At 57.0% G+C, this 11,067-nt stretch carries 12 protein-coding genes; 2 read left to right on the forward strand and 10 right to left on the reverse strand.

Features of this window, described 5'->3' with window-relative positions:
• Positions 1 to 15 precede the first annotated feature (15 nt).
• From KIO76_RS29335 to KIO76_RS29375, 9 genes are all read right to left on the reverse strand, one after another.
• Positions 16 to 897: an acyl-CoA dehydrogenase family protein gene (locus KIO76_RS29335; protein WP_291976290.1), complete on the reverse strand. Its 882-nt coding sequence runs from the start codon at positions 895 to 897 to the stop codon at positions 16 to 18.
• Positions 898 to 1,098: 201 nt separating this feature from the next.
• Positions 1,099 to 2,310: a CaiB/BaiF CoA transferase family protein gene (locus KIO76_RS29340; RefSeq protein ID WP_213327228.1), complete on the reverse strand. Its 1,212-nt coding sequence runs from the start codon at positions 2,308 to 2,310 to the stop codon at positions 1,099 to 1,101.
• 15 nt (positions 2,311 to 2,325) lie between these two features.
• Positions 2,326 to 3,186, reverse strand: a complete 861-nt coding sequence (locus tag KIO76_RS29345) for an amidohydrolase family protein (protein ID WP_213327229.1) — start codon at positions 3,184 to 3,186, stop codon at positions 2,326 to 2,328.
• A 27-nt stretch (positions 3,187 to 3,213) separates the two neighbouring features.
• A complete protein-coding gene (locus KIO76_RS29350) occupies positions 3,214 to 3,927 on the reverse strand; it encodes an ABC transporter ATP-binding protein (RefSeq protein ID WP_213327230.1) in 714 nt (237 codons plus the stop codon).
• Entirely contained in the window at positions 3,911 to 4,696 is a 786-nt protein-coding gene (locus KIO76_RS29355; protein ID WP_213327231.1) for an ABC transporter ATP-binding protein, read from the reverse strand. Before KIO76_RS29355 ends, KIO76_RS29350 begins: the two co-directional genes overlap by 17 nt.
• Complete coding sequence (locus KIO76_RS29360; RefSeq protein WP_213327232.1) at positions 4,693 to 5,697, reverse strand: branched-chain amino acid ABC transporter permease; 1,005 nt, start codon at positions 5,695 to 5,697, stop codon at positions 4,693 to 4,695. Before KIO76_RS29360 ends, KIO76_RS29355 begins: the two co-directional genes overlap by 4 nt.
• 3 nt (positions 5,698 to 5,700) lie before the next feature.
• On the reverse strand, positions 5,701 to 6,576 hold the full coding sequence (locus KIO76_RS29365; protein WP_213327233.1) for a branched-chain amino acid ABC transporter permease: 876 nt from the start codon (positions 6,574 to 6,576) through the stop codon (positions 5,701 to 5,703).
• Positions 6,577 to 6,594: 18 nt separating this feature from the next.
• Positions 6,595 to 7,734: an ABC transporter substrate-binding protein gene (locus KIO76_RS29370; RefSeq protein WP_213327234.1), complete on the reverse strand. Its 1,140-nt coding sequence runs from the start codon at positions 7,732 to 7,734 to the stop codon at positions 6,595 to 6,597.
• Between the two features lie 425 nt (positions 7,735 to 8,159).
• The gene (locus KIO76_RS29375; protein ID WP_213327235.1) at positions 8,160 to 8,954 is read right to left on the reverse strand and encodes an enoyl-CoA hydratase-related protein; all 795 of its coding nucleotides are present in this window, start codon (positions 8,952 to 8,954) and stop codon (positions 8,160 to 8,162) included.
• 87 nt (positions 8,955 to 9,041) lie between these two features.
• Here KIO76_RS29375 and KIO76_RS29380 point away from each other — a divergent pair, with 87 nt between their 5' ends.
• Positions 9,042 to 9,788 (forward strand): IclR family transcriptional regulator, encoded by a 747-nt coding sequence (locus KIO76_RS29380; protein WP_213327236.1) that lies wholly within the window; start codon positions 9,042 to 9,044, stop codon positions 9,786 to 9,788.
• 136 nt (positions 9,789 to 9,924) lie between these two features.
• Positions 9,925 to 10,842 (forward strand): LysR family transcriptional regulator, encoded by a 918-nt coding sequence (locus KIO76_RS29385; RefSeq protein ID WP_213327237.1) that lies wholly within the window; start codon positions 9,925 to 9,927, stop codon positions 10,840 to 10,842.
• Here the strand turns inward: KIO76_RS29385 and KIO76_RS29390 are convergent.
• On the reverse strand, positions 10,839 to 11,066 hold the full coding sequence (locus KIO76_RS29390) for a DUF2274 domain-containing protein (RefSeq protein ID WP_213327238.1): 228 nt from the start codon (positions 11,064 to 11,066) through the stop codon (positions 10,839 to 10,841). The two genes, KIO76_RS29385 and KIO76_RS29390, sit on opposite strands and share 4 nt — an antisense overlap.
• Position 11,067: the final 1 nt, after the last annotated feature.

Consider the following 11,067-nt stretch of genomic DNA (forward strand, 5'->3'; position numbering starts at 1 on the left):
GGCTTCACCCCCAATCTATCGCGTCGCCAGAAGCGGCCAGAGCGACTGTGCTCCTCTCGCGGCCACCAGCTGTCCGAGCCTCTCGGACCACTGTGCCTCGTTGCCGTAGTCGTCGCGCCAAGCGAGAGCGCGAAGCGTTAGGCGATGGAGAATATGTTCGCGAGTTACGCCGATCGCCCCATGGAGCTGGTGCGCTATTGCTGCGCCTTTCTGAGCTGCGGCCGCCGCTCGAATCTTCGCGGAACTGATTTCCAGAATAAGTTCCGGATCATTGAACCCGCGAACCGCGGATAGTGTTTCGAACGCTTCCGCTGCGGATGTCGATGCGCTCAACGATACCGCGACCTCGCCGGCGAGTTGAGCGATACCGTGCTGGACGGCTTGAAACTTCGAGATCGTACGTTCGAAAGCGCGACGTTGGCCGGCATATTCGCTCGTCAGTGCTAGAATTTTTTCGAGGGCACCGGCGATTTGCATGGCACGGGCCGCACTCCCCATCAACAGCGTGGTGTGTTTCGTGAAGGTTGCAGGCGCAGGAGCGGCCTCTACTACCGGAGTATTCGCGAAGAATATGCTATCCGCAGGCTCATCAGCTAAACTGTCGCGATGCTGGATTGATGCCTTGTCCAGCTCGACCAGAACGACTGTGAGAATTTCACCAGAGGTGGCAAGCAATGCTGCGTGGGAGCATTCGCGGCCGAACGGCAGCCTGGCGATGCGACCGGAAACGGTCTTGCCATCATAAGTGAGGCTATCCGAGAAAGAGCTCGGACCGAAGGTAATCTTGCCGGACGGCAGGGAAATTCCCGCAGCTCCTAGCATCCAGCCAGCTAACATGGTTTCGGCAAGGGGCACCGAAAGGGCCATGTTGCCTGCGGCCCGCAGGACGCCGAACACTTCTTGAATGCTAACTCCGACGCCGTCCAGATCCTCGGGGACGGCGGCTATGTTCAGGCCGATTTCCTCAATGCCTTCCCAGAATCGCGCCTTCCAGATGCCGTTTGGTGCAGCGGTAACAGCCTGAATGTCGGCTAGATCATCGAAAAGCCGCTGGGCGGATGAAATGACAATGCTATCAGCGATCATGGCGATTTCCGATCACGCTTGAACGATCGCGCCGGACTGGCGCAACGCTTCGATCTTCTCTGCCGAAAGGCCCAGGTACTCTGCGAGAACCGCGCCGTTGTCCTGCCCCAATCGGGCCGACGGGATGTATTCGGGAGCGGGGGCTCCATGGAGAACGAGCGGGCTACGATGGACGAGGATGTCGCCGTACTCGGGATGCTGGACTTCGCGGAGCATTCCCCGTTCGTGAAGATGGCGATCCTGCGTGACCTCGAGGAGGTCTCGCACGGCAGCACAAGGAACCTTATGGCGACGGCAAACGTCCACGACTTCTTGACGGGTATGCTTGGAAGACCAGGTGGACACGATTTCATCGGTGAGATCGATATGCTTGAGCCTATCGAGCACCGTCGTGAAACGTGGATCGTCAAGAAGCTCCGGACGCCCCATTGCCCGGGTCAGACCGACCCAATGCGATTCATTCACACTGATGATCGCAACAAAGCCATCTGACGTCGGGTAGACGTTGTAGGGAGCTTCGGCCAAGCCGCCATGTCGGCTACCCGTCCTGGGCGCGGCAGACTTACTATTGAAGACGTCGGCCAAGTTGGAAGCCATCGCCGGATAGACGGCCTCGACCATCGCGATCTCGACCAGTTGTCCCTTTCCGGATTTTTCACGCCCGTAAAGCGCGGTCAGGATTCCAGCGTAGAGATGGACTCCGCTGAGGAAGTCAGTGATGGCAGGGCCTGCTTTCACCGGGGGACCATCAGGGAATCCGGTCACGCTTATAATGCCGGAAACGGCCTGGATCGTCAGATCCATAGCAAGGTTGTCTCGATCAGGCCCGGACAGGCCGTAGCCTGTAGCGGTACCGTAAATCAGGCGGGGATTGATCGAACTCAGAACCTCATAACCGACACCGAGCCGGTCCATCACGCTTGGTGCATAATTCTCGATGAGGATATCAGCCTTCGCCGCGAGAGCCTTGAGAATCGCGATGCCATCCGGGGACTTCAGGTTGAGGCTGATGTTCTGCTTGTTCGCGTTCAGCATTGCAAACGGGACTGCATTGCCTTTGCTGATGCGGGCACGATGCCTGACCGGCTCGCCATTTGGCGGCTCAATCTTGATGACCGTAGCCCCAGCTTGCGCCAGGAGAAAGCTCGCGTATGGGCCCTGGTAAACTTGGCCGAGATCGAGCACGACCACTCCTTCGAGTGGAGATTTGCGGGTGTTGTCCAACTTTTCCTCGAGTGGTCAGAAGCCGTAAAGGCGAGTCGGATTGTCGACGAGAATCCTGCGGCGAACGTCTTCGTCCGGAACAGTTTCAAAGAAGAGGCGAAGCAAATCCTGCAGATCTGGCACGGATTCGGGGCAGTGCCCGACGTGGGGCCAGTCACTGCCCCATACGACCTGGTCCGGCGCCGCCTCAACGATCGCACGCATGTAAGGCGCGGTGTCCGAATACGGTCGGCCGACCCGTGTGTTGCGGTCAGCCCCTGAAATCTTGGCCCAATAACGTCCGGTTTTCAGGAGTTCAGTAAACCCGATGAAGTCCGGATGCTCGTGACCCTTGTCGGCCATCGTACGCGACATGTGATCAATCACGTACTGCATCGGAAACCGCTCCAGTTCCGGCGCGGCGGCTACCAAATCGGAGCTTTCAATCCAGAACTGAGCATGCCAACCGCGCTCAGCGATACGCGGCGCAAGTTGCACAAAGTCTTCATAGCTTGTGCCCAGCGTCGAGACCGGCTTCCCGTCTTGGCGGATCATTGTCACTCGAACCGCCTTGAAGCCGGCGTCCGTCAGTTCATCAAGTCGCCGGTCCGAAACGTCGGGCCGCAGAATTGCGGTTGCCCGAAGGCGGTCTGGAAAGCGACGAAGCGCGTCGTAAGTGACGGCATTGTCGTTACCCGAGCCGACGGCATGGACAATAACCCCTCGCGAAACTCCGAGCTTGTCCCAAAGCTTGAAGGCATCCTCGATGGCGAAGGGACGGGATGGAGTAAAGCGCCCTTCGTCGCCCGCCGGGAAACGATCGAACGGCCCGTAGATGTGAAAATGACAGTCGCAACTGCCTTCCGGCAAGCGATAGCTCGCGATTGTTTCAGCCATGATCCCCCCCTGCCTGCGCGCACAACCTCAAAGGCCCAGATAGGCGCGCTGGACGTCCGGTGATTCTGTCAATTCTCTGGCGCTTCCCGCGGCAGTGATGCGCCCCACGCGCAAGACGTAGCCGCGGTCGGCGATTTTCAGGGCAGCGCGCACGTTCTGCTCAACCAGGAGCGAGGCAATCCCCCGATTCTTAAGTCCGCGAATTGCGGTCAGCACGACTCTGCTCAGCATCGGCGAGAGGCCCAAAGATGGCTCGTCGAAGAGAAGGATCTTTGGCGCTGCCATCAGGCCGCGTCCAATCGCGAGCATCTGCTGCTCGCCACCCGACAAGGCTCCACCAAGCTGGTCGTGGCGCTCGCGAAGTCGCGGAAAGAGGTTGAAGACATCGTCGATAGTAAATTTTGGACCTCCGCCATTGGCGTCGATGAGCCGAAGATTGGCTTCGACAGTCATGCCGGGGAAGATTTCTCGACCTTCCGGGACCTGGCTAAGACCAAGACGGCTCATCGTCCAAGGTCGGGCGCCAGTAGTATCGCCGCCAAGGAAACTGACTTTGCCAGACTGGGTCGGGATTACGCCTGTGATGGCGTTTAGCAGCGTGGTCTTGCCGGCACCGTTTGCACCGAGAATGGCGACGATCTCTCCTGGTGCGACCGACAGCGACACCGACCGGAGGGCCGAAACGCGTCCATACGCAACGGTTAAGTCTGATACGTTAAGCAGGTTAGTCGTTGTCGACATCGTCGACTCCCAGATAGGCTGCGATCACCTCGGGATGTTGAAGTACTCGACTTGGAACATCGGTAACGAGTTGTTTGCCATCGACCATGACCATCACCTCGTCGCAAAGGGCACCGATCGCAGCCATGTCGTGCTCGACGATCACGATGGTGCGGCCCTTTGCTGTTGCCCGCATCAATCGGATGAATTCGGCAGTCTCCGCCTCGTTCATTCCAGCAACGGGCTCATCCAAGAAGATGATTTTTGGCTCGTTCATCAGCATGATAGCCACGGCCAGCCGACGCTGAATGCCGTAGGCCAGGACCGAAGCTGTCTGGTCTCGAAGGTCAGAGAGGTCACACATTGAAAGAACCTCCTCAGCCTTACCAGCAAAAGACTCCATGTCGGACCGCCATGCCGAACTGCGCAAAATGCGCTGAACGACGTTGTGCCGCATCCCGCCGTAGCTGGCATAAAGGAGGTTTTCGTAGACGGTCGCCTCACCGAACATCGCCGTCCGCTGAAAGCTCCGACCCACGCCGCTGCGTGCCACCGCATGAGCCGGCAAGGCCACTACGTCCATCCCGAGCACCGAGACTTTCCCGGAAGTGGGCTTTGTGATCCCGCACATAATGTCGAACATCGTCGACTTGCCAGCTCCGTTCGGGCCGATCAGACCGAAAATCGAGCCATCGGGAATGCGAACGTCCACGCCCTTGAGCGCTTTGACGCCACCGTAGTGCTTCTCAATGCCGGAGGCTTCAACAGCGTATCGGGTCACCGGCGTCATGGTTGACCCGCCTTTGATCTGGAAAGCCGCGTCAAAAGGGCCTTGAAGATCTGATGGAGTCCGCCAGGGGCTACCATCATTACGAAGATAATAAGCAACGAGAAGACAAGAACCTTAACGTTCGCATCGAAATTCAAGAATTGCGGCGCTACCGTGAAGATCACAGATCCGATCACCGGCCCATAGAGTAGGCCCGTGCCGCCAATGAGCACTGCGAGGAGTGCGTCTACCGTGCGCAGCACCGACATGATTTCGGGCGTGACGATCTGAGAGAATGGGAGGCAGAGACTTCCCGCCAAGGCCGCAATCGGCGCGCTAAGTACCAGCGCCTTGAGCCTCTCTCTGAAGACGTTGATCCCTAGCGACTGAGCCAGATGCCGACCCTGGCGAATGCTCTCCAATGCCCGTCCAAACCTGGAGCTGCGAACATGAGCCAGGATTACGAGCACCAGAAGCAGGATGAGCGCAGTCGCGAGGAAGTAGGTCCGTGGCGTCGAAAAATCAAAGGGTCCGATTGCGAGGCGCGAGAATCCAAAAAGCCCGAGTGCACCGCCCGCAAAGTCCAGGTTGTGGACCGTCACCATTGCGACGCCCGACAACCCCCAGGAGACGATCGAGAAGTAGGCGCCGGTAAGCCTAAGCGTAAGCCAACCGATAAGCAGAGCGGCGACCGCAGCCACCACCATTCCCATTGCGATACCGAGCTCGTAGGGCAGCCCGGCATTGTTCATCGCGATTGCAGGCGCATAAGCGCCAATGCCAAAAAACATGCAATGGCCAAGCGGCACTTCTCCCACTCCACCAAGGATGATGTTCACGCTCAACGCGAACAGGGCAAAGCCGCAGGTGTACGCTGCCAAGTTCAGGAGAAACGGGCTTTCGACAGTCAAGCCAACGACCAGAATGAACCCGAGCCCAGCGAACAGGAGCAAAAGCTGCGCGACGGGTAGAGTTCTGCCGCTTCTTTGCAACTTCAGGGGGGCAATCGAAACAGTTGACATCACTCAGTGCCTATTGATTTGGGCTCGGCCCAGCAGGCCCTGAGGCCAGAAGAGCAGTACAAAAATGACGAGCATCCACCCGAGAGCTGGCGTCCAGGAAACAGAGACGTAGGTTTCGAACAGCGCATTCGACAGTCCGATGACCATTGCTCCCAGCATGGCACCGCCAATACTGCCTAGACCGCCCAGGATGACTACAGTAAATGCGACGATTACGTTTGCGTCGCCCATCGTCGGGAAGGCCGCAATCAAGGGAGCCAAGAGTGCGCCTGCGAGCCCGGCGGCGGATATGCCGAGAAGGAAAGAGAAACTGCGGATAAACGGGACGTTGATCCCCGAATAGAGCGCGCCCTTGGCATTCTGAGACACCGCGAGGATCTGCTGGCCTCTGACCGAATGTCGAAGCCACCACGCGAATGCAGTGAGAACGATCACCGAGGTCACGGCGATGAATACGCGCTGCGCCGACAGGAAAAAGCCGAACACTGATATGGCTGTTTGTCCAAAGGGCGATCTCACCGGCAGCGGATCCGGGCCAACGATAAGGATGATCGAGGCCACGATCGCCTGCGACAGGGCGAATGTGATGATGATCGACCCGTGCTCTCCACGATCGTAGAGGGCGCGGCGAACGATCGTCACCTCCAGTAGGTAGCCAATGACGGCGACCCCGACGACCGCGAGAGGTATCGCGACAAGATACCCCAATCCCGTGTTCTGGAGGAGAAGCACACCGTACGCGCCTAGTGCGAAGAAGGCGCCATGAGCAAAATTGACGATGTGCAGAGTTCCGAAGATGACCGTCAGGCCGACGGCCACCAAGGCATAACCAGACCCCAGAATCAAACCGTTAATGATCGTTTGGACAAACAGGTCCATCAGCGTTTGGCCTTGTGCTTACTTGACCCGGAAGAGGTCGAGGAGAGCGACGTCATTGCCCTTCACGACATGAATGTAGAAGTAGGGGGCTCGGGCGCGACCTTTCTCGTCGAAATTCAGGGATCCACGCGGCGTTTCCCAGGTATTCGTGCGGATCGTTTTGGAGATTAGGCCGTAGTCACTATCGCTGCCCGCTTTGTTCATCGCGCCAGCAATGACCTGAACCGCTTCATAGCTCACAAGGCTGACCTTGTTCGGATCTTCGCCGTACTTGGCTTTGAAGCGTTTGATGAACTCGGCCATCGCGCCTGTTGCGCCCTCTGCGATGAAAATATCCCCCGTGAGAACGCCTTCCATGGCGCCTTCAGCAGGACGGATAGCGGAAGCCTGCACCGTACCGGTGGAATGGGCTTCCATGGGGAACCCGCCTTGCTGACGGATCTGCTTCCAAATCTGGGCTGTCCGTGCCGGATAAGCATCGACGACGTAGATCATGTCGGGCTTCGCCGCTTTGAGGCGTGTAATGATCGACGTGAAATCGGTGGTAGTGCTATCGTAATTCGCAACCTCAATCAGTTTGGTGTCGGTTCCATCCAGTGACTTTTTAAGATTATCAAGGACAGCTTTATTGAATTCCGTATTCTCGCCCATGTAAACGATAGTCTTAGGGCGTTTAGTATTAATCAGGTATTTATGGTAAACGGTCGAGTTTGCCGTTGAGGTGTTGTTGATTTGAAAAAGATATGGGGAGCCTTGTTCGGTAATTGCGTCCGCTTGAGCCCCAGGATTCACATGTAAAATCTTGTTCTTCGTCATGGCGGATTCTGCCAGCGTAATGGAGCTATTCATGCCCGCGATGATGGCTTTCGCCCCGCCTTGGGTCATAAGCTTCTGAACAGCGGCAACACCGTCCTGAGGTGTTCCTTTTTCGTCCTCGAACAGCAGCTCGATCTTGCGGCCGCCCAAAATTCCGCCGGCTGCGTTGATCTCGGCCGCGGCAAGTTCCGCTCCCATGCGCCCATCCTTACCGTAACCAGCGGTCGGTCCGGTCAGTGGCAGCGCGAAGCCGATCTTCACAGTGCTTTGGGCAAATGTCGGGACGCTGTTGATGAGCGAGCCCGCGATAATGGCAGCAGTAGTCACTGAAAGTAGGTTCATGTTCTCTCCCTAATATTGGTGACGCTTATCGCGCTATTGGTTCTATGATTTTACGCGAAGATCCGCGGGCGCGTGATCTCGGATACTTAACGAACATCTGGCGCCGAGGCCGGTGCTTCGTGCTTTTATCCTTCGAGCATAATCGCCCGCCATTTCGTTCCGGGACCATATTGCCGGCTCCCGGTTTCGTCCAATGAATTCGTATGTATGTTATTATTTCTATATATATGGAAAATTGACGGGACGGCGATTGACCTCCTTTCACCCTTTGTCTTCGCTCGATTTGAACAATGCGGCCGGCGCGCGGCCTTATGCGAGACGCCCGCTCAGGAGCGGAGAGGTATCGCAACAAGGACTGTCTGTGCGTCGATCCATCTCCGTCGGCGCCACTGCAACGCCCGTCTAGCGCAGATGGGAGATGGACCCTACGCCTGGCCTTGCGTCAGCGCCCGAAAACGCGGCGAGCGCTTTTCAAGGAAGTGCGCTACGCCCTCGACAGTGTCTTCGGTGCCCAGGCTCGCCTCCGTCTCAAGGTTGGAGAATGTGGTTGCCTGCGCGAGCGACTGGCTCCAGGCCTCTCGGAGCTGCCGCTTTATAACCATCATCGAGCGTGGGGAGCAGCTTCGTGCCAAATCCTGGGCATACTGCTCGACAGCGTCCAGAAACCCTTCAGCTGGAAATGAGCGCGCCAGCCCCAGTTCAGCTGCCTCCTGCGCATTAATGACGCGGCCGCTGATCAGGAGATCCGAGGCATTCATCCACCCGATCAGGCGAGGAAGCATCCAAGCGATACCGTGCTCTGCGGGGAGGCCCCGTCGCGAAAACGCAGTTGTGAGTTTCGCGCCTTCCGCGACGAAGCGGAGATCGCAATAGAGAGCGAGGCAGAGGCCCACGCCGGCGGCAGCACCATTTACGGCTGCAATTAGCGGCTTTCTGAGGCCCAGCATATAGCTGTATCGTTGGCCAAAATCATCGTTGGATGTTACCGGTCGGCGATAGCTTTGTCCGGATAAGATCGAACTCGGGTCGGGCCCTGGACAAAATGTTCTACCGGAGCCAGTTATAACGATGGCTCTTACATCCGGATTGGCGTCGGCAGACAGAAGAGCCGTTTTCAGCGCATCCTCCATCGCTTGATTCCATGCGTTACGCGCTTCGGGTCGGTTGAATTGGATTACCAAGACCCCGCTTTTGATCTCTTGCAGTAGTACTTCTTCCATAGGGGCACCTTCTGAGAAAAATCGGTTGACGATTGCACAGGCAGATGCTTATCTCTATAGGGAATTAATTTCATATATGTGCAAATCGTGGCCAGCGCTGACTCGACGATCAAATCCGCGCGGCGAATTTTTGAAGTCCTAGAGCATTTCGAGGAAGTGCAGCGGCCTATATCTCTAAAAGAGATTTCGACGAAGCACGATTATCCAATATCGAGCGCTGCTGCGCTTCTGAAAAGTATGGTTGCGCTCGGTTACTTGTTCTACGATAGTTACAATCGAACCTATATGCCGACAATGCGCATTGCCCAAATGGGATCGTGGTTGAGCGACGGCCTGTTCGGGGAAAGTGATGTGCTGGCGCTGGTTGAGTTCGTGAACCAGGAGCTCGACGAGCTGGTCACAATCAGCACGCAATCGGACTTGCATGCACAGTATATTCATTGTCTACAAACGCGAAAGCGCCTGCGCTTTGAAATCAAGCCTGGCGATATCCGTCCGTTGGCCATCAGCGGTGTCGGCAGGGCAATACTAAGCGCGCATACAGACATTGAAATATCGCGGCTTGTGCGCCGGATTAATGCCGGCGGCCAAAGCAACGAGAAGACCAATCTCGAGGAGCTGATGAAAATCATCAATGAGATCCGACGTGATGGATATATGTTCTCGAAGCATATCATCACGCCCGACGCGGGTGTGATTGCCATCCCGTTGCGCAAGAGAAGCTTCGGTCGAATTCTAGTCCTCGGAGTTGGAGGTCCTGTGTCTCGACTGGAAGAGAATTTTGAGAACATTCTCTGTTGTATGAGGAGCGGTATCTCAAAATTCGAAGTGTAACTTTGACAGAGGTATCGTTGGAGGACGGCGGCCCTCAGATCGTCTTTGCAAAGGTTGTTCGTGCGGATGTATAGTATTTTACTTACCCATCGCGGCACATTTTCTTTGCAAAAAGTACTGGATTCGTGAGGGTTTTGTGTCGAAATTGGTCTTCGACCTCAGATTATTTCGCTATGCTTTAGTATCGGCCCAGCACGGCAGTTTTCGCCGCGCAGCAGCCGCTCTCAACGTCCAGCAGTCGACTGTGAGTCGAGGGGTCAGAAGCCTGGAAGAGCGCGTGAAAGCAAAGCTCTTCGAGCGCGATCACTCCGGGATACGACCAACGCCTGCCGGCGATCGCTTCCTCGAAGAAGCGACGCTGGGATTCGATCATCTGAGACGTGCATTGCAGCGCGCCGAGGCCCTACAGCGTGGCGACCATGGTGAATTGACGGTCGCCGTCACCGTGCCGTTTTCAGTCGTCGGCGACTTATTCGAACGCTTTCGAGCGGCATATGCCGGCGTGTCGGTCGAGATCGTCGAGAGCACTTCTGACGCGAGCTCGGCCCTCGTTCAGCAGCGCTCCGTGGACGTGGCCTTCGTTGGCGGGGCACATGGAAACGGAACAGCGCGATCGTTGTATCTGAGAGATGAGCGCATGATGGCGGTGCTTCCCAGATCGCACCCGCTCGCCGGCGCACATAAATTGAGTTTCGAAGATCTCCACCGCGAGCGGTTCATCTTCGCTGAGAACGGAGTGGGACCTGATATTCAGGGTCATCTCGCGAAGCGAATGGCGAAATGGGATGTTGAGCCGAGGGTGCAACTCCATCGCGTCGGCCAGTGCAATCTCATGAATATGGTGGCACTGGGATTCGGGGTCACAATCGCCATCGGCACGCCGCCGCGCATCGCTACAGACGGCATCGTCCTTATTCCTCTTGCCGGCCGCAACGTTCTGTCGCTGCATGCGGTGTGGATCGAGGCTAACCCTAATCCGGCGTTGAAGGCTCTGCTCGACATCGTGCGGGACGTTGCCGAACCTGATGATGTGCGGCACCAGCATCGGCACTAACTTTTCTCCGATACCTTGCGTGCATGCGCGAATCCTCGATCCGTCGCGATGAAGCGTTGCAGCATAGGCACGATCAACCTGGCAGGGCCGCCAACCTGCTGACCGGACTCGCGCGAGAGCAAATCGGCATAGGCCGTCAGATCGCGATGAAGCGACGCGGGCAGTTCCACCGTGACCTTCACCGGCTTGTCGTCGGCGATCGCGCCGAGTTTCAGTTTTGCCATC

Source organism: Chelatococcus sp. YT9, assembly GCF_018398315.1.
Lineage (GTDB): Bacteria > Pseudomonadota > Alphaproteobacteria > Rhizobiales > Beijerinckiaceae > Chelatococcus.

Excerpts from the sequence above, each read along its gene's own strand:
- KIO76_RS29360 (WP_213327232.1), bottom strand. The coding sequence starts at position 5,697 with ATGTCAACTGTTTCGATTGCCCCCCTGAAGTTGCAAAGAAGCGGCAGA.
- KIO76_RS29345 (WP_213327229.1), bottom strand. The coding sequence starts at position 3,186 with ATGGCTGAAACAATCGCGAGCTATCGCTTGCCGGAAGGCAGTTGCGAC.
- KIO76_RS29350 (WP_213327230.1), bottom strand. The coding sequence starts at position 3,927 with ATGTCGACAACGACTAACCTGCTTAACGTATCAGACTTAACCGTTGCG.
- KIO76_RS29365 (WP_213327233.1), bottom strand. The coding sequence starts at position 6,576 with ATGGACCTGTTTGTCCAAACGATCATTAACGGTTTGATTCTGGGGTCT.
- KIO76_RS29355 (WP_213327231.1), bottom strand. The coding sequence starts at position 4,696 with ATGACGCCGGTGACCCGATACGCTGTTGAAGCCTCCGGCATTGAGAAG.
- KIO76_RS29375 (WP_213327235.1), bottom strand. The coding sequence starts at position 8,954 with ATGGAAGAAGTACTACTGCAAGAGATCAAAAGCGGGGTCTTGGTAATC.
- KIO76_RS29370 (WP_213327234.1), bottom strand. The coding sequence starts at position 7,734 with ATGAACCTACTTTCAGTGACTACTGCTGCCATTATCGCGGGCTCGCTC.
- KIO76_RS29390 (WP_213327238.1), bottom strand. The coding sequence starts at position 11,066 with ATGGCAAAACTGAAACTCGGCGCGATCGCCGACGACAAGCCGGTGAAG.